The sequence below is a fragment of the Kitasatospora sp. NPDC003701 genome, from assembly GCF_053587085.1.
Genome location: NZ_JBSFNM010000017.1, coordinates 38,840 through 55,979, shown reverse-complemented (window position 1 = coordinate 55,979; position 17,140 = coordinate 38,840). Strand labels below are relative to the sequence as shown.

Sequence of the window (17,140 nt, the reverse complement as noted above, 5' to 3'; positions counted from 1 at the left end):
ACCGAACGGAGAAATCCTGACCTCGCATCCTCTCGACCCCATCGCCAACGTCGATGGGCCCTCGTCCGTCCACGAGGCACCGGCCGTGCGCACCGCCCAGCCCTTCGTGCCGATCCGGCACACCGGCACCGGCGAGATCACCACCACCGGCTACAACGCCACCGCCCGGCGGATCTTGCTCCGGGTGGGCTTCGAGGAGGCTCCTGGCTGCGCCTGCCCAGCGACGGAGACCGGCCCGGACGGGACGCACGGGCCTGCTCGGCAGCCGGTGAGCTGCTCGACGCCGGCCGCCCCGTGCGCCTGAGAGCCCTCGGCCGGCCGGTGAGCACCGACGGTACGCCCCTGCCAGGTACGCCCGTACTGACCGGCGACAAGACCTCCCGCGCCGAGGCCGCCCTCGCCGCCCCGGCCCAGCCCGGGGCGGCGGGCACGGGCGACCCGGCCCAAGCGAGTTCCGTGGGCGGCCCGACCGCACCGCCACGGTCCCGGTGATCCTCCCGCCCCCGCCCCTCCGACGGCTGCGCCTGCCCGCGTCGGTGACCGTCAGGGGCACCCGGACCGTCTTCGAACCCACCAGCAGCCTCGCCGTGATCGCTGGTGCCCCTGCGCTGTTGGAGACCCCCTGAGCCCCACCGACCCTGACCACGACGATCTGGTCGCCGTTCGCCCATTGGAACTTGCCGGCACCGGGACTCCACCCGGCGACCTGGGCGACCATCTCGTATCCGCGTACGGCTGGGAGCACGACGCGCTCAGCGCACCCGAGGAACCCCTGCTCGTCAGCCCCTGCCGCCGCATGGCCCTGGAGCACGGCGACTTCACCCTCGGCCGCAGCATCCTCCAGAAGCACTGGCAGCTCTCCGCCTACGACAGCGGGGAGCCGGACGCCACGGAAATCTGGTGTGCCTGGTTCAGCCCCCAGACGCCCTATGAACTCACCCACGGCCTCGTCCTGGACGCCGCCGGCCGACTCGACAGCGACCCGGCCTCCGTCCTTACCAACCGCAGGGCCGGTGACGACATCGAGCGGATCCTCTCCAGCGCCGGATGGACGATCAAGCGGGGGCCCTGGCGGACGTTCATCCACGCGCCCGGCGCCGCCACCCTCCTGGTGCCCTCCCACCCGGAGCGCACCCTCGCCTTCGGCCTGAACAACACCAGCTCCGAGCTGGCGTGGGACGTCATCGCCTCGCCGTGGGCTCCCGAGGCGTTCCTGCGCACGGCAGCGACGATGGTGGCCTCGGACACGGCGCTGCGCCGCCGCAGCGAGATCCCCGCCCACCATCTGGCCCGGGTCACGATCGAACCCGCCGCCTCCGCCACCCTGCCCCGGTGGCGCCCCCTGCTCGCGGCCCCAAGTTTCCCGCCCGACCTGGAGAACCCCCTGCCGACCACCACTGCCCCGACCACCACCGAACCACCCCGCGAAACCGGCCCCGAACCGGACCTCGTCAGCGTGACCCCCCGCCACTACGCCGGCCCCGGCCGTGGCGGCGCCGAGCAGATCAAGGGGCATCTCGCCTCCCTGGGCTGGACGGTGGACACGACCTCGATGACCAGCCCGTGCGGAAGGCTCGGGCTCGCCTGGCCCGACGGCACCGACGACCGGACGCGGCAGAGCGCCGCCTGGCGGGTCTGGGGTGCCCAGCACCGGGGAGCGAGCATCGCCTGGCGCGTCACCAGCGGCGACCTCGTCCCGCCCGAGCTGATCGCCGGCGTCGTCGACGAAGCTCTCGCCATCCTGGACGAAGCCGGATCGGACTCCCGAGAACCATTCCGGGCCGGCGTCCTGAGCCTGGGCTTCCTGCCCTTGGCCGAGGCGGGATGGAAGAGCGAGGTCGAGCCCCGCGGCGCCGTCTCCTTCCGCTCGCCCGACGGCTACGTCAGCGTCCACTGCGACGTCCCGACCGCCCTGCACGACCTGCGCGGCAAGCCCGCCGCCCGCATCAGCTGCTACCGGGCCCTCGGGTACTGGATGGCGGAGATCAGCGCGAACACCCCTTCGCGCCTCGCCGCCGCCCTCTGCCGCGAACTCGCTTCCCCCGAACCCCTGCTGCGCAGCACCACCGGCCTTCACCTCGACGCGACCGACCGGAAGGTCGCCATCGTCACCCCGGTCACCCCCGAGGGCCGGGCCACCCCGACGGAGCGGCGGGCCGCTGCCCTCTCCGGCAGCGCGCCGACGTCAGCTGCACCCAGCCCCCCGGCCACCACCACCGCCCCCACGCCCCCGCGGAAGCCCGTCCGCTGATCACCGGGCGCACCCGTCGGCGTCAACCCCTTGGAGGTTCCCCGCTTGACCACACCCGCACCGCCCGCTGCATCAGGACGTACCAAGGGCGGTGAGCTACGAGCCAAGGTCGCCCGCCTGCTGGCTGGCCGGCCGGCGGACGCGCTCACCACCGGGCAAATATCCAAGGCGCTGGGCCACTCCAGCGGCGCCGTCGTGCAAGCGGTCGAGACCCTGGTGAAACGAGGCGAGGCCGACCGGGTCGGCGCCGGGAAGCAGTTCCGTGCGAACTCGCTGACCGCCGCAGCCGGGCGAGCCCCGGTGATCAGTCCACCGGGAACCCACTCCCCCCGCGCCGCCGCGGCCACGGCCCGCACGACTGCACCCGCACCCGCGCCTGCGCCTGCGCCCAAGTGGACCGGCCCGATCCGCCGCCCGGGGGGACAGCTCTACCACCCGCGGCAGCTGGCCGACCTTCCCGACGTCGAGGCGCTGACGCGCCTGCGCGACGCCGACATCCCGGTGCTGCTGTACGGTCCTCCGGGCACCGGCAAGACCTCGCTCGTTGAGGCTGCCTTCGACGACCTGATCACCGTCGCCGGCGACGGCGACACCACCGTCGGCGACTTGCTCGGCGAGTACACGCTGGACGACGGCGGAGGCTACGTCTGGCAGTACGGGCCGGTGGTCACCGCGATGACCGAGGGCCGCGCCCTGCTGATCGACGACGCGACCCTGATCTCGCCGAAGGTCCTGGCCTCGCTCTACCCGGCGATGGACGGCCGCCGCCAGATCCAGATCAAGGCCCACAAGGGCGAGACCATCCAGGCGAAGCAAGGCTTCTTCGTGCTGGCCGGGCACAACCCCAACGTGCACGGTGCCGTGCTGACCGATGCGCTCGCGAGCCGGTTCAGCGTGCAGATCCAGGTCGGCACGGACTACGACCTGGCCGAGGCCCTGCGGGTCGATGCCCGGGTGGTCCGGGTCGCCCGCTACCTCGCCAACCAGGTCGGACTCGGCGAGCTCGGCTGGGCCCCGCAACTACGGGAACTGATCGCCTTCCAGAAGACCGAGGCCGTCCTCGGCTTCAAGGCCGCCCTCGGAAACCTGATCGGCATCGCACCCCTTGAGGACCGCGCCGTCGTCGCCGAAACCGTCAAGAAGATCGCCGGCATCAACGACGTCTCGCCCCTCACGCTCGGCCGGCAGCTCTCCGCCGCGACCGCTCCGGCTGCCCAGAAGCCCCCGGGGAGTAACGGCTCCGTGTCCCGGGGCCGCCGGCGATGAGTGCCCACCACCACGTCCAGTCCTCCGTCACCGCGGCCGACGACGCCGACCTCGCGCGCTGGGACGACGACGGCGCCCCGCCCGCACAGCCCCGCTCGTCCCCGGCCGCGTGGCTGCGCGTGGGAGCCGAGCTCGGCGACCGGCTGGTCGCCCTGTCCGGCCGGCACGACCTGCTCGTCACCTGCCAACCGGGCACCCGCAGCGGCGCACCGGCGGCCTACTTCCCCGGCCTGGCCGAGGTCGAGTTCGACGCCACACTGTTCGACCCTCTTCAGGCCCACGAAATCCATCCGCGGATCGTGGGCGACGAAGAGAGGTACCCCGCCGCCTGGGGCGTTTTTGTCCACGAGGCCGCCCATGCCGCCCACTCCCGTTGGACGGAGCTGGCGGCCGGCGCGCACCCCCGCATCGTGGAGGCCGCGCTCCTGCTGGAGGAGAGCCGCATCGAAGGCACCCACCTGACCAAGCGTCCGATGGACCGCACGTACCTGCGCACCAGCGCCCGTACCCTGGTCATGCCCGACATCGCCAATCCGACCTTCCAGGGCATCGAACACGCCGCCAGCGTGGCGGCCCTGATCCTCGGTCGCCGTGACGTCGGCATCCTGGACGCCGGCGAGACCCAGGCGGTCGCCTCGTTGTGCGAACAGGTCCTTGGCGCAGATCTGCTGGCCACCCTCACCGGCATCTGGACGGCGGCCCATCGATGCGCCGACCACGACGCCACGACCATGCTCGCGCACGCCCAGGACTGGTGCGAGGCCCTGGACGCTGCCGCACCATCCCTGCCCGCCCCGCCGGAGGACCTCACCGACCTGCTGGCCGGCGCGGTGGTGGTCGTCATGGACAGCATGGCCGCCAACGACCGTGCGGACCTCGCGGCACAACTCGCCGCCGACGTCGCCCTGGCCGCGCACGCCGAGGCACAAGCCCAGGACCGCGCCCAGCGGGCCAGCAGCGGACGCAAGGCCGCGGCCACCGCCCGCTCCGTCTTCAACCCCCGCGGCGCCACCGTCAATCCCGACGGCACACCCAGTTCTCGCACCGGCCCGATCACCGGCAGCCGCAAGCCGACCACCGCCGAACAGACCGCCGCCGGGCAGCTGAGCCGCGCGCTCCGTGCCGCTGCCTACCGCGAGCGGGCCGAGGAGCGGAGCACCAGCCCCACCCCACCCGGCCGCCTCAACATGAGGGCCGCCCTCGCCCGCGACGCCCAACGCGCGTCCGGCTCGGTGCCCACTGCGGAACCGTTCACCCACATCCGCCGCCGCTCCACCGCCACCCCGCCGTTGCGGGTGGGGATTGCGGTGGACGTCTCCGGCTCCATGAGCGCCGCCTGCGAGCCCGTGGCGTCCGCCGCCTGGATCGTGGCCCGGGCAGCAGCCATGACAGGCCCCGACTCCCGCACGGCCACCGTCGCCTACGACTCGCACCTGACCGCCCTGACCCGGCCCACCCACCGGGCACCGGCGCAGGTGACGACGTTCCGCGCCAGCGGCGGCAGCCACAGTTTGGGCGACGCCCTCGACGCTCTCGACCATGGCCTCGACCTCAGCCGCCCCGGGGCCGGCCGCCTCCTGGTGATCGTCACCGATGCCGTGTACACCCCCGACGAGACCGCCGACGCCGTCACCCGCATCCAGCGCCTCGGCGTCGCCGGCTGCGCCGTACTCCAGCTCACCCTCGACAAGAAGTCCCGCCACCTGCCGGGGACCACCTTGCTCCACCTGCCCAAGCCCTCCGCCGCCCCCGCCGCCATCGCCAAGGCCGCGACCGACGCGATCCGCAGGACACGCTAAGGCGTCGGGCTTTGGTGCGGTAGACGTCGCTGCCGGTTCGCCGAACTCCCGGCCCGAACCGAGGCCCCCTCGGTTCCCCTTCCCGCCAGGCCGGCAACCCTGCGCCGCTCCGCTCACGCTGACACAGCGCGCCTGTGCCCGGACCAACTCGGTCCGGGCACAGGCGTGTTCGCCTGTAGCAGACGAACCCTCGAACGGACTACGCAAAACGGGGCAGTCCAAGTCAACATGGACGACCCCGCAGCGCCTATCCGAAGGATGGTTTCCCTGTCTGTCGTGATCTCCGCCCCTGTCGTACGTGGCCTGCGCCCCGGCGACGCCATCGCCCACCGCGCCTGGCCTCTCGGCGAGGGCAACCCCAACGCCATCAGTACCTTCCTCGGCGTGCACGGCTGGTCCTGGGTGATCGACGCCGAAGGCGGCCTGCACGCCGCGTCGCCGTGTACCCAGGTCTATGTCGGCTACCAGCCGGACAACCGGCACGTCGACACCTGGATCATCGCGCTCACCGGCACCGCGCGGCAGCCCGGCTGGAGGGCCACCTTCGACCGGCACACTCCCGCCGAGCTGGTCATCGGCTTCCTCACCGATCTGGTCAACCGCTCCACCCTCCGCCCGTCCCCGAGTACCTCGTCGACCTCCTGAAAGGACGCGCCATCCCCCTCACTCTCCGCCTGCCTGCCCATCGTCGCCTCGCCCTTGCCGAGTACCTGATCAGCGCCGCCGCTGTGGGCCTCGTCTTCCACGCGCTGCTGCGCAGCGAGCACACCGCCGTCCGTGTCGGCCTGTTCCTGTTGGTCCTCCAGCTGGTCGTCGCGCGGGTCCTGCTCTCGCGAGTGCCGGCCGTTGCCGAACCCTCCGGCCGCCGGATTCCCCGGCAGCGCTGCCCGCACTGCTGACCTGCGCCTCCTCGCACGCCGCCGCGCCCCGGCCCGGCGGCACAGCCATCGACGCGCACCTCGCGTCGAGCACCGCGATCACGGAGGTCCCTTGGAACCCGAAACCCTCGACCTGCGCGGCGACCGCGTAGACGGAATCGCCCGAGCGTTCGGCACCGCCTACGGCCCTACGAACAGTGCGGGCGAGCGGGCCCGCTACCACGTGCTGGCCTACCTCGCCCCGTCCGACCGCTACCTGCTGGCTGTCGGCGGCATCGACGGCGGACACGGTCGGCCTCACCCCCGCGAGGGCACTTGCGGGTGGAGCAGCGCCGACCAGCTCGCCGAACTCGTCGTCGCCCACCCGGTCCGCGCCGACGGTGGTGGTCGCACCTTCTGCCACCACCACGTCGTCCCCGGCACCCCCGAGCGACCGTGCCGGGTCTGCCTGATCCGCCCGCCCCGCCTCGACTGCTCCTTCTTCTCCCAGTCCCGCTACGCTCCACTGCCCCAGGAGGCTCTGTGACCACCGACCCGAACATCTCCCGCCGCGGCCTGCGCCGCGCGGCGGTCGTGTTCATCACGCTCACCGCCCTCTCCGGCGCCACCGCCGTCGTGGCGGGCCTGCGCCACTACAACGCCTGGGTCGCCGTCGAGCTGACCGCTTGCGGCGTGTGCGCCCTCGCTCTCTACCGTGTGAGCAGATGGCTCGACGCCGACGCCGACCGTGCGGTGCTTGCCGCCCTGGCCTCCGGCACGGACACCCCCGACGAGCTTGCCGCCGGCCTCGGCCTGCGGGTCGCCGTCGTGCGGCTCGCTCTCGCCCGGCTGCTGAACGCCGGCCTGGTCGCGCAGGACGCGCGCGGCAGCATCCGCCTGCTCGACCAGTAGCCGCAGCACCCTGCGGGGCAACGGCGAAGGGGCGGCACCACGAGTTCTCGTGGTGCCGCCCCTTCGCCGTATCGCCGAGTCCACCGAAACCGTGACAGGGACCGCGTGACCGCCGGCGGCGGCTACGGCCTGCCGGCTCAGTTGAGGTAGATGCCGGCCCAGACCCCGTCGTAGCCCGCCGCCGCCATGGCGGTCTCGAAGCTGTCCCAGGCGGCCTCGGGCGCCGAGAAGTGCTGATCGAAGTACTCGACCGTCAGGAGATCCTCCAGCCACTCGTGGCCGCAGCGGCAGCGGACGAAGACGTGCCGGCGGACATTGAGGAGCAGCCAGTCGCGGGCCGCCTTGCACTCCTCGCAAAGGATGACGGTGCCGCGGGGCTTCAGCTGGTCGTGGTGCGGGACCGCCCGGATCACGGGCTTGTCGGGCGAGAGCGTGGGGAAGTCGGGAATCGAGAGCTCAAGGAGATCGAGCGGCGGGAAGTCAGCCGGCTCGAGCGGGTCGTTGGAACCGTGGCCGTCGTGAGGTCTCGGCGAATCCGACAAGTACAGCCCTTTCGTAGACGTGCCGGGTGTAACCGGGCACGGGTCGGATTTATTCCCAAATTGGCATTTTGTTACCGATGTGTGATACAGGGAACTGGCACTCGATCCCGCTGCTAGCGGGCCGATGAGCGGTAAGCAGCCAGATCGAACGGCGTGCGGTCCATGTCACCTGCGAGACGTCCGGGACGGAGAGCGCGACACCTGCTCGGCGCGCAGGACCTGCATGACAAGGGCGGAGGCGGCCTTGGGGAGTCGGGGCGAGCGTGCCTCAGCAGCGGCGGTGCGGGCGGCCGGTGGGGTCGCGTCGGCCTCGTACAGGAGGGCGGCGAGGGCCGGGCCGGTGATGAGCCAGGTGTGGATATCCGACCAGGTGTCCGCGTTGCGTTCCTCTACCGCGGTGGCATGGCCGGGCTCGATCGGTGTCCCGTCCGCCCGGGTGTGGCGGTGCAGGGTGGTCTTCCACTCGTCGAGGATCCGGTTGGCTCCCTCGAAGGCGCCGGCCAGGGTGCGCAGGTGGTAGCCGGTCCGGTCGGCTTCCTCCCCGGGCGGCAGGAGCCGGTGGGCGGCGAAGCCGTCCTGGAGAAGGGCCTCGGCGTGGGGCAGGACCCGCTGGAGGTGGGCGAGGGTGCTGGTGTCGCGGCGGACCTTGCCGTCGTCGTAGAGCTGCTCGTCCAGTGGCCAGCCGTCGTCGCCGCAGAGGCCGTCGGAGATCGAGTCCCAGTGGTCGAGGGCCAGTTGGGCCCCATGGAGGGCTTCTTCCAGGACGGCGAGCCGGTGCCGGGCCTGGAGCCGGTCGTGGCACGGCAGCAGGGTGCGCTCGATGTCGGCTGCCGCGGTCTCCGGGTCTGTGGGGAGGGCGAGTTCGAGCTGCTCGCCGGCGACCGCCTGCCGGGTGTAGGCGTGTCCGTCGGTCAGGGCGATCGAGCGGATCGCGTAGCCGTGCCCGGTGGCGTGCTGCTCCTCGGTGACGAGGAGGCCGATCGGCCGGGCGGGCTCGGTGAGCACGGAGGCGTTGCGGAAGTCGGCGGGCTGGAGGGGGCCGAGGGCGAGCATCGAGACGATGTCGGCCATGTCCGCATCGAGGTGCTGGTGGTGTTCGGCCGTCCAGGTGCCGGGCAGGTGGGCGGCGAGGGCGGTGGCGTAGGAGGGGAGGTCCACGGTCCTGTTCTCGGTTGTCGGCTCGGGCCCGGGGGCTGTCGTCGGTGCGGGCGAGGGGCTACGGTCGCGGGGCGGGCCCGGCGTGAGCAGTGCGTCGGGCCCGCCGTCGGTCGGGTGGGTCAGCCCGCGGCTGGGGCGGGGTCGACCGCGGTGTCGAGCAGGCCCTCGGCGTGGGCGAGGTGGTCGTGGACCTGGGCGGCGTCGGTGCCGGTGACCACCAGGTGTCCCAGGCGTGCGGTGCCGAGGTCTCCGAGCGGGGGCAGGAGGACCTGCCGGCCCGGCTCGCACTCCCACACCAGGCGCTCCAGCCAGGCGGGGTCGCCCAGTTCGGGCCGGGGTCGGGCGGTTCGGACGGTTCCGGAGGTGGCCGGGTAGAGGAAGCGGACGCCGGCTGCACCGGAGCGGGCGGGGGCGAGGTCGGGTTCGCGGCCGAGGGCGATGTCGGCTGCCGCGGCGGCGAGGTCGATGCCGGTCGCGAGGTGCACCAGATGTCCGATCAGGTCCCCGCCGATGCGGCCGTTGACCTCGATCAGCCGGGGGCCGTCGGCGGTCAGGCGCATCTCGACGTGGGAGATGCCCGAGTTCATGCCGAGGGCGTCCAGGGCAGCTTCGGCGACCGGGCCGACCTGGGCGAGCAGCGGGTCGCCGGCCGAGACGACGTGGCCGACCTCCTCGAAGTAGGGTTCCGGCCCGAGTTCCTTGCGGGTGACGGCGACGGCGGTGGTGATGCCGTGCACGGTGACGCACTCCACCGAGATCTCGGGACCTGCCAGGTACTCCTCGACGAGGATGCCGCTGCCCTCCTCGCCCTGGTCCTCGGCCCGGCCGCTGGCGTAGGCGTAGGCACCCGGCAGGTCGTCGGGGTTCTCAACCTTGATCACGCCGATGCTGCCCGCGTGGGAGGCCGGCTTGAGGACCACGGGGTATCCGATGCGGCGGGCCGCGCGGCCTGCGGTCACCAGGGAGGTGACCCGGATCGACTGGGCGGACGGCACGCCCTCGGAGGCCCACACCGCGCGCGAGGCGGCCTTGTTTCGGCAGGCCGCGGCGGTTGCCGAGGACTGGCCGGGCACGCCGAGGTCGGCGGCGACGTGCGCGGCCGGGACGAGCGCGTACTCGTCCCAGGTCACCACGCCCTTGATGTCGTGCCGCTCGGCGAGACGGCCGACCGCCCAGCGCAGCTGCTCCAGGTCGCCGAGGTGGGCGACCTCGTGGTCGCGGACGTGGTCCAGCTGCCAGGTCGGGTCGGTGGCGTTCACCAGGACCAGAGGGCTGCGCCCGGCGGCGGAGGCGAGACAGTACGACCTGTAGGCCCTATCTCCCGACCCCAGCACCAGGAGCACCCCCTCGCCGGAGGTGTCGTTCGTCGGGGCGTTGGTGGTGGTCATACGGGTCCTTCCGGTACGGGGTGGCGCGGCGGGCAGGTCGGCGGACGCGGTGGTGCTCACCAGCGGGCCTCCGGGGGCAGGTGCGGGGCGGCCTGGTCGCCGAGGCGCTGCGACAGCCGTCGCAGCGACCGTTCGGTGGCGGGCTGGTGGCCGGTCAGGTGGACGACGGTGCGCAGGATGCGGGGGCGGTAGCCCAGGCGGAGCTTCGCCAGGTGGTTGGCGCGGCCGGCGTCGATGAGGATTGCGCCCTGGTCGATCGCCCAGCGGGCTGATTCGCACATCAGCCACGTGTAGACGAGCGGGGCGAGGGGCTGTTCGTAGTCGAGGCCGGATGCCCAGAGGTAGAGGCAGCCGTCGTACAGCCAGCCGTAGATCCCGCCGACGAGGCGGCCGTCGTGGCGGGCGGCGAGCAGGACGGTGCCGGGCACGGCGGCCAGCTGCTCGAACATGTCGTGGCCGTACAAGCTCGTTCCGTGGCGGTCTGCGGTGCCGGCGGCCAGCGGGGCGAAGGCGGGTACGGCGTCGAGGATGTCGCGGGTGCCGGTGACCGGGTCGAGGACGAGGCCGGCTTCGGTGCCGCGGCGCCAGCGGCGGCGGATGTCCCGGCGTTGGCGCGAGGGCATGCCCTGCCACCACTGGTCGATGGTCGGCCCGAGGGTTCGGGTCCAGGCGACGTCGGTGGCCAGGTCCAGGACCTGTCCTGCATCTGCGTCACGGACGGCGGCGGTCAGCCGGTCTGCCTGGTGCTGGTCGAGTCCGGGGTGGACGAGGGCGCTGGCGCCGAGCCGGGCGGCGAGGTCGAGGCCGGCCCGGGTGGTGGCGGCGGCCATCGCGGCGGTCGCGGTGCCGGCACCGCCGTACTCGGCGTGGGGGCTCCCGGCGTAGAGGACTCGGCCGGGCCACACCGGGGGGACGTCGGCGTCGGTCTCCTGGCTCGTCCAGTACGGGGAGCCGTCCGCGGCGGTGAGGAAGAAGGAGACGCTCTCGGCGTCCCCGGTGGCGGGGTCGGTCAGGTGGAGGTGGCGGTGGTCCAGGATCCGCTCGGTGGTCAGCGCCGACCAGGCGCTCGCCCAGGCCCGGGTGCGGGAGGGGTGCGGCGCCCGGCGGGTGTCGGCCGGGGCGTCGTCGAGGTGCTCGTACCAGCGGGCGGTGACCTGGGGTACGGCGGTGCGGGGCAGGGTCATGCGGTGGCGGTCTCCAAGGGGTTGCGGTCAGGGGCGGGTCAGGCGGCTTCGGCCTGGAGGACTTCGTCCTGGGTGGCGGCCCCGGCGGCCGGGTGCTCGTAAGAGTGCCGGTGCCGGTGGAGGCCGACCAGACAGAAGGCGGTGGCGACGGTGACGGCGACCGCGCCGGCGAACAGCAGGGCCCGCACGCCGTCGGCGGGGACGACGGCGACCAGCAGCCCGGCCACCGGCAGCGGGGCCAGGACGAGCAGGACGCAGACCGACAGCGTCGCGCCGAAGCGCCGGGCGGGGATCAGGCGGGCGCGGGCGGTGCGCAGGGCGACCGTCGCTGCGCCCTCGGCGGCCATCAGGGTGGCGACCGCCGCGGTGTAGGTGACCAGGGTCGGCGCGATGGCGGCTGCTGCGGCGGCGGCGCAGGTGACGACGGAGGAGGCGAGGATCACGGGGAACAGGCCGTACCGGTCGATGGCCGGCTTCGCGGCGAGGACGGCCAGCAGGGAGGCGACCGCCGCGATGCTCCACACCAGGCCGGTGGCGGCGGTGCTGTGGTGCAGCTCCCGGGTGACGGTGATCGGGGTGGACACCTGTAGGAGGCCGGACAGCAGGTTCGCGGCGGCGAGCGTGGCGACCAGCCAGGCGAGGGCGGGGGTGCCGAGCACGCCGTTCAGGCCGCCGGCCAGGGCGTCGCGGGCCCGCTCGCGGCGGTGCTCGGCAACCAGGCGCAGGCGTACGCGCGGGGTGCGCATCACCAACGCCATGGTGAGGGTGACGGCGGACAGGATCGCCACGGTGGCCAGCAGGAGCGCCGGACCGGCGAGCAGCAGCACGCCGCCGATCAGCGGACCCAGCAGGGCGGCGCTCTGGTCGATCGCGGTGAACCTCGCCTGCACCCGGTGGGCCTGGGCTCCGGCTCGCCTGCTCGCCTCCGACCCGAGCGACTCGACCGCCAGGAACGAACCTTCGGCCAGCATCCCGGCGACCACGCCGAAGGCAAGCACGATGGGTACGCCGAGGCCCATGCTCATCCCCACCAGGGTCAGCAGGGCGGCCCCGCCGCGCGCCAGGCTGGTCGCCAGGACCGCGGTCTGCGGGCTGTGCCGGTCCACCAGCGGGCCGCCGAGCACGATCGCGGCGAGCCTTGGCAGCCACTCCAGCAGGAACGCCGCCCCGGTCCAGACCACCGAGTGGGTGAGGGTGAGGACCAGCAGCGGCACGGCGTAAGTGATCACCGAACCCGCGAGGGCGTCGGTGCCGCGCAGCACGTAACAGCGCAGCAGCCAGTCCCGGTCGCGTTGCGGCGCCCGCCGCAACGCGCGCTCGGCGCGGTCGCCGGGCTCCGTGAACGGGAAGACGGACATGCGCTGCTCCTGCTGGCGTCGGCGACTCGGTGGTACGCCCGCCGACGAGGCGTCGATCGCGTTCGTCGGCGGGCGGACAGCCAGACTCGCGGCCGTCGAGCCCGACGCGTCGGGCCGATCTTGTGGTAGCGCGCCCTGGCGCCGCTGGAGACAGCCACCACTCACCTCCCCGCTTCCGCATCAGCCAGCAGCCAGGAACCACACCACCCACCCCCAGGCGAAGGGGGCCGGCACTTCGGTGCCGGCCCCCTTCGCCCATGTCTGGGGCCGTGCGACAAGCGCTCGGCCACCACCACGAACGGAGAACTCGATGGAGCACCACAATCTCGCTGAGGCGTTCGGCGCGGTCTCGGCCGTGCTCGGGGTCGGCCACGTGCTGGCCGACTACGTGCTGGGCCAATCCGATTGGCAGGCCGCGCACAAGGGCGCCCCCAGCCAGGAGGAGGTTGCCGCCGGAGTCAGCCCCCGCCGTGGCTGGGGCGCCTGCCTGGCCCACTGCGTGAGCTATCACCTCGTCATGGCCGGCCTGTACGGCACGCTCCGGCTCCTCGTACCGCTTCCCGTGACCGCGCTCGGCACGACGACGGCGCTGGCCTGGTCGTTCGCCACACACGCGATCTTGGACCGCCGGTGGCCGGTCCGGTGGATCCTTCGCCGCGTCGGCTCGGCGGGATTCGCGGAACTGCGCTCCGGCGGTCTCAACGGCGTTCACTTGGCCGACCAGGCCCTCCACCGCACGGCCTTGGTCATCTCGGCCGTGCTGCTCGTACGGCTGTAGCCGCACCGGCTCCGGTGCCACGGGGTGCCGGAGCGCCGCAGCGGTTCACCGTCGGACCTGCTGCGGCACTGGGTGTGGCACCGCCCGCGGACGCTGCCCCGCCTTCCCCGATCGCCTTCCGCGGCCATGACGTCCGACCACGCGGTCGGCAGAACTCTGGAGGTAGACCTTGACGATCGACGATGCCGGTATGGACCAGCCCGACGGCTACGAGCTCCTGGCGACGGGAGTCTGGAGGAACGGGGAGGTGGTCCCGGCCGTGGTCCGGATCCGGCGTGCCGTCCCGCCCCGGATGCTCCCCCCGCTCCCCGACTGGGGCAGGTGCGCCGGGACGCGGGACTGCGTCAACGGCGAGTGCTACTGCGCCGAGCCGATGCTTGCCGACTACATGTTCCCTGACGGGGACAGTCCGGACAGCTGCGACTGGAGCTGCTGGGAGGAGTAGAGGAGTGGCCGCTGCGGCCCCGCGGGGCCGCAGCGAGTCCGCCCCTCGCGCGGGCCTGCGGGAGGGGCGGACCCAGGGGTCAGTGCCGGCTGTTACGGGCTTGACGCCCGGGTGCGGGCGCCGGAGCCGCCGGCCCTTCGTTCCTGGTGCGGGCACCGGGCTGCTCGGGCTTGGCCGAGGGGGCGGCCGACAGCTGCGCGATCCGGCGGACCCGCCAGACCATGACGGCGGTGACGGAGTCCGCGGTGCCGAGTTCGCGCCGGTTCCTGGCCTCCTCCAGGAGCGCGGCCGGATCGTGGCCGGCCGCCTCCGCCTCCGCGAGGGTGGCCGCGAGCGCGTCCCAGTCGCTCCCGCCGCTCTCGCCGGCCCCGGCTTCGGGCAGCTTCGCGCGGATCACCGCGTCCTGCCGATCGCGCACCGGCGACGGCAGGGAACGGCCTCGGGCGGCCATGGCTGCCATCGGGCGGGCGGCGACCGTGGCGTACGCCGCCCGGAGCTGCTCGGCCGCTGCGCTGGCGGCGGCAGCCTGCTGGGCGTGCGAGCGCGCGGAGTGCCACCGGGCGGAGGCGATGGCCAGCAGGATGAGGGCCGACAGCAGCATGGCAGTCACACCGCCGTCCTCGGACCTGTTCCCGGCGTAGCCGCTGCTGAGCATCTGGCGGGCAGCGGCTCGCACCGCCCGGTTGTCGGCCCGCTCGGCGCGCACGTGGGAGCGCGATGCCCGCTCGAACGCCCTTGCCGCCGAGAGGAGTTGTGCCCGGGTGTCGGCCGGGGCGCGGACGGCGAGGACGTCGATGATCTCGATCGCCCCGACCAGCTGTGCTGCTGCTTCCTCCTCGCTGCCTTCTTCGATGGTGTGGATGGCGTCGTCGACCGCGGCGGCGGCGTCCCGGCGGGCCCGTGCGGCCCTGGAACCGGGCACGCGGGCCTTGCCGGTGACTGGGTCGCCCTGCTCGGCGGCGCTCGCTCCGTCGGCCCGCACACCGCCGTGCAGCCGCTTGCGGATGCGCGGGAGGGAGAGGTCCGGCGCCAACTTCGAGCCGCTGAAAAAGATCGGGTCGCCTTGGGCGTTGCGGTCATCCGGGTGGGCAACCGAGTAGCCGAGAACGTCGCCGGACGGGCCGACTTTGGGCTTTACCAGCAGGCCGGCGGCTTCGAGGCGGCTGAAGAACTCGGCTTCGTCGGCGGCACCGGCGACCGCCTGGCGCACCCGGTCCCTGAGCTGCAGGCGCATGGGCTCTGGGCGACCGAGGCGCTCCGCCTTGTGCCCTTCCGCGCTGGTGGGCCGCTTGGCTGCCGTCTTGTCGCCCGGGTTGAGCTGACGCAGCCCGAGCTCCTTCTCGATCAAGCGGCATTCGTCCTGCGCGCGCTGGGCGTCCCCGTGGAGGCGGGCACCGCGCAGGTCTCCACGCACCACGGTGGCCATGATGTGGATGTGGCGGGGGTCATGGCGTACCGCGATCCAGCGGCAGCCGTCCGGGTCTCCGGGCGGGGCGATGCCGACGGCGGCGACGACGCGGCGGGCGACTTCGCCCCACTCATCGTCGGAGAGCACCCGCTCGTCCGGGTCCAGGCTGACCGGGCAGTGCCAGACGTGGTTCTTCAGGCGAGGACGACCGCGCTGGTTGACCCGCAGGTCGAGGGCTTGCTCCAGTTGCTTGAGGGTGGCGTTCGGGTCGCGGCCCGGGTCCGGCGCGAAGCCGTCCCAACTCGCAACCAAGTGCGGGTCGAAGTGCTCGTCGCGCCGGCCCGGGCCGTAGAGGTAAGCCAGCAACCCGTAGGTTTTGTTGCCACGGCTGACGTCAGGAACCAAGCGAACCGCCGGTCACCAGCTTGGCAGCGGTGTCGTCGACTACGGCCACGGCCCGGCGAACGGCGCCGAGGGTGAGGGCCAGCTCTGTCGGCTGGACGTAGCCGGCGGCGTTGAGACCGAAGGTCAACTGGTTGAGGTTGTTGCCGACGCGAGCGAGCTGCGCTCGGCTGGCGGCGAGTTCATCGACGGCGCGGTCGAGGCGGTCTTGCGGATCGGTGGCGACGCTGTGACCGCGGGCGGCGGCAAGGCTGGCGGTGGCAACGAGGCGGGAGACGGTCTGTTGTCGTGCTGCTGCTGCTTCGGCGATCTCGTCGCGCTCGGCGAGGTTGAAGCGGACGACGACGCGGTGGGAGCGCTGCTGGGCGTCGCGGTGTCGGCGACGCGGGCGGCGCTCAGGCTTCAACTCGGCTTCAGGGTCTTCTGATTGAGCGGTAGTCGTCGGCTTCTCCTCTCATCGGTTCCCGGAGCGCCCTCGCTCCGGTTCCTGGGGAGGAGTCGAGCGCCCTCGCTCGACTCCTCCCCAGGTCCCTCGCCCCCCGTGGGGCGAGGGCAAGTGCCTGGGACTGCCCGTAGGGCAGCCCCAGGCGATAGCTTGCTGCGCCGTAGGGGCCAAGCGGTCAGGCACCGAACTGCTCTACTGGGGTGCCGACTTGGCCCTGTTCAGGCTGCGGCTTCCTCCAGTTCGAGCTTGGCGTCCAGAAGCAGGCCGAGGCCGTAGTCCATGACCTCGATGGGCCCTTCCAGGACGACCTTGGGCCCGTGTGCGGTCCGGCGGACGAGCCAGCTTCCGTCGCTGGCGGCGGTGGCGGTTCGGACGAGGCGCTGGTCCAGGAGGAGGCTCATCAGAGCATCGGGGGTGGTCTTCGGCGCGATGGTGCTGGTCATGGGCGTTTCCTCGGAAGCGAGTTGGGCGTTGGGAGGGGTCGCTGTGTTACGGGGAGCGATGGGCGCGCGGTGCCGGGCGGGGAGGTCGGCGGAGGTTTGGCGTCGGTGTCCTCGATCATCCGGAGCAGCTGGCCCATGCGCGCGTTGCTGATGGTGTAGCCCTCCTTGCGGAGTCCAGCGGCTACGACCTCCCGGTTGGTCCGGCCGGCCCGGGCGGCGGCCTTTCGGGCGACGGGCACCAGCACCTCCAGCTTCACCCGGGTCCGTCCGGTCGTCGGGACCGGACCGGACGGACCCGGCGCGGGAGCCGGACCGGACGGACCCGGCACGGGGACCGGACCGGACGGACCCGACGCGGGGACCGGACCGGACGGACCCGACGCGGGGACCGGACCGGACGGACCCGACGCGGGGACCGGACCGGACGGACCCGGCACGGGGACCGGACCGGACGGACCCGGCACGGGGACCGGACCGGACGGACCCGGCACGGGGACCGGACCG

18 protein-coding genes are annotated in these 17,140 nt (G+C 73.1%); 10 read left to right on the top strand and 8 right to left on the bottom strand.

Annotated elements, in window-relative coordinates; genetic code table 11:
• The first annotated feature begins 106 nt into the window (after positions 1-106).
• From ACWDRR_RS18310 to ACWDRR_RS18275, 8 genes are all read left to right on the top strand, one after another.
• A complete protein-coding gene (locus tag ACWDRR_RS18310; RefSeq protein ID WP_449773325.1) occupies positions 107-304 on the top strand; it encodes a hypothetical protein in 198 nt (65 codons plus the stop codon).
• Positions 305-670: 366 nt separating this feature from the next.
• Positions 671-2,251 (top strand): type II toxin-antitoxin system HicA family toxin, encoded by a 1,581-nt coding sequence (locus ACWDRR_RS18305; protein ID WP_449773209.1) that lies wholly within the window; start codon positions 671-673, stop codon positions 2,249-2,251.
• Between the two features lie 45 nt (positions 2,252-2,296).
• A complete protein-coding gene (locus ACWDRR_RS18300) occupies positions 2,297-3,517 on the top strand; it encodes an AAA family ATPase (RefSeq protein WP_449773208.1) in 1,221 nt (406 codons plus the stop codon).
• The gene (locus ACWDRR_RS18295) at positions 3,514-5,316 is read left to right on the top strand and encodes a hypothetical protein (protein ID WP_449773207.1); all 1,803 of its coding nucleotides are present in this window, start codon (positions 3,514-3,516) and stop codon (positions 5,314-5,316) included. Before ACWDRR_RS18300 ends, ACWDRR_RS18295 begins: the two co-directional genes overlap by 4 nt.
• 276 nt (positions 5,317-5,592) lie before the next feature.
• Positions 5,593-5,961, top strand: coding sequence for a DUF317 domain-containing protein (locus ACWDRR_RS18290; RefSeq protein WP_449773206.1), 369 nt, complete (start codon positions 5,593-5,595; stop codon positions 5,959-5,961).
• An 83-nt stretch (positions 5,962-6,044) separates the two neighbouring features.
• On the top strand, positions 6,045-6,215 hold the full coding sequence (locus ACWDRR_RS18285; protein WP_449773205.1) for a hypothetical protein: 171 nt from the start codon (positions 6,045-6,047) through the stop codon (positions 6,213-6,215).
• Between the two features lie 91 nt (positions 6,216-6,306).
• On the top strand, positions 6,307-6,720 hold the full coding sequence (locus tag ACWDRR_RS18280) for a hypothetical protein (RefSeq protein ID WP_449773204.1): 414 nt from the start codon (positions 6,307-6,309) through the stop codon (positions 6,718-6,720).
• Positions 6,717-7,085 carry a hypothetical protein gene (locus tag ACWDRR_RS18275; protein WP_449773203.1) on the top strand — a complete coding sequence of 123 codons (369 nt, stop codon included), beginning with the start codon at positions 6,717-6,719 and terminating at the stop codon, positions 7,083-7,085. The genes ACWDRR_RS18280 and ACWDRR_RS18275 overlap by 4 nt, the downstream gene beginning before the upstream one ends.
• A 137-nt stretch (positions 7,086-7,222) precedes the next feature.
• On the opposite strand, the gene ACWDRR_RS18270 is transcribed toward ACWDRR_RS18275, so the two are convergent.
• The 5 genes from ACWDRR_RS18270 to ACWDRR_RS18250 all read right to left on the bottom strand — a co-directional run bounded on the left by ACWDRR_RS18270 (position 7,223) and on the right by ACWDRR_RS18250 (position 12,715).
• Entirely contained in the window at positions 7,223-7,627 is a 405-nt protein-coding gene (locus ACWDRR_RS18270) for a hypothetical protein (protein WP_449773202.1), read from the bottom strand.
• A gap of 165 nt (positions 7,628-7,792) precedes the next feature.
• Positions 7,793-8,785 (bottom strand): hypothetical protein, encoded by a 993-nt coding sequence (locus ACWDRR_RS18265; RefSeq protein WP_449773201.1) that lies wholly within the window; start codon positions 8,783-8,785, stop codon positions 7,793-7,795.
• A gap of 119 nt (positions 8,786-8,904) precedes the next feature.
• Complete coding sequence (locus tag ACWDRR_RS18260) at positions 8,905-10,173, bottom strand: ATP-grasp domain-containing protein (RefSeq protein WP_449773200.1); 1,269 nt, start codon at positions 10,171-10,173, stop codon at positions 8,905-8,907.
• A gap of 56 nt (positions 10,174-10,229) precedes the next feature.
• Positions 10,230-11,357 carry a GNAT family N-acetyltransferase gene (locus ACWDRR_RS18255; protein ID WP_449773199.1) on the bottom strand — a complete coding sequence of 376 codons (1,128 nt, stop codon included), beginning with the start codon at positions 11,355-11,357 and terminating at the stop codon, positions 10,230-10,232.
• A 38-nt stretch (positions 11,358-11,395) separates the two neighbouring features.
• Entirely contained in the window at positions 11,396-12,715 is a 1,320-nt protein-coding gene (locus ACWDRR_RS18250) for an MFS transporter (protein WP_449773198.1), read from the bottom strand.
• 310 nt (positions 12,716-13,025) lie between these two features.
• Here ACWDRR_RS18250 and ACWDRR_RS18245 point away from each other — a divergent pair, with 310 nt between their 5' ends.
• Both ACWDRR_RS18245 and ACWDRR_RS18240 read left to right on the top strand, forming a co-directional pair.
• Positions 13,026-13,493, top strand: coding sequence for a hypothetical protein (locus tag ACWDRR_RS18245; protein WP_449773197.1), 468 nt, complete (start codon positions 13,026-13,028; stop codon positions 13,491-13,493).
• 169 nt (positions 13,494-13,662) lie between these two features.
• Positions 13,663-13,938, top strand: coding sequence for a hypothetical protein (locus tag ACWDRR_RS18240; RefSeq protein WP_449773196.1), 276 nt, complete (start codon positions 13,663-13,665; stop codon positions 13,936-13,938).
• A 79-nt stretch (positions 13,939-14,017) separates the two neighbouring features.
• Here ACWDRR_RS18240 and ACWDRR_RS18235 read toward each other — a convergent pair whose 3' ends face one another.
• From ACWDRR_RS18235 to ACWDRR_RS18225, 3 genes are all read right to left on the bottom strand, one after another.
• The gene (locus tag ACWDRR_RS18235) at positions 14,018-15,712 is read right to left on the bottom strand and encodes a relaxase/mobilization nuclease domain-containing protein (protein ID WP_449773195.1); all 1,695 of its coding nucleotides are present in this window, start codon (positions 15,710-15,712) and stop codon (positions 14,018-14,020) included.
• Positions 15,713-15,740: 28 nt separating this feature from the next.
• Positions 15,741-16,154 (bottom strand): plasmid mobilization protein, encoded by a 414-nt coding sequence (locus tag ACWDRR_RS18230; RefSeq protein ID WP_449773194.1) that lies wholly within the window; start codon positions 16,152-16,154, stop codon positions 15,741-15,743.
• A 257-nt stretch (positions 16,155-16,411) separates the two neighbouring features.
• Positions 16,412-16,636, bottom strand: coding sequence for a hypothetical protein (locus ACWDRR_RS18225; RefSeq protein ID WP_449773193.1), 225 nt, complete (start codon positions 16,634-16,636; stop codon positions 16,412-16,414).
• Positions 16,637-17,140: the final 504 nt, after the last annotated feature.

Bases quoted from the DNA above. Each gene is read 5' to 3' on its own strand.
- ACWDRR_RS18225 (WP_449773193.1), bottom strand. From the start codon at position 16,636: ATGACCAGCACCATCGCGCCGAAGACCACCCCCGATGCTCTGATGAGC.
- ACWDRR_RS18245 (WP_449773197.1), top strand. From the start codon at position 13,026: ATGGAGCACCACAATCTCGCTGAGGCGTTCGGCGCGGTCTCGGCCGTG.
- ACWDRR_RS18295 (WP_449773207.1), top strand. From the start codon at position 3,514: ATGAGTGCCCACCACCACGTCCAGTCCTCCGTCACCGCGGCCGACGAC.
- ACWDRR_RS18255 (WP_449773199.1), bottom strand. From the start codon at position 11,357: ATGACCCTGCCCCGCACCGCCGTACCCCAGGTCACCGCCCGCTGGTAC.
- ACWDRR_RS18260 (WP_449773200.1), bottom strand. From the start codon at position 10,173: ATGACCACCACCAACGCCCCGACGAACGACACCTCCGGCGAGGGGGTG.
- ACWDRR_RS18250 (WP_449773198.1), bottom strand. From the start codon at position 12,715: ATGTCCGTCTTCCCGTTCACGGAGCCCGGCGACCGCGCCGAGCGCGCG.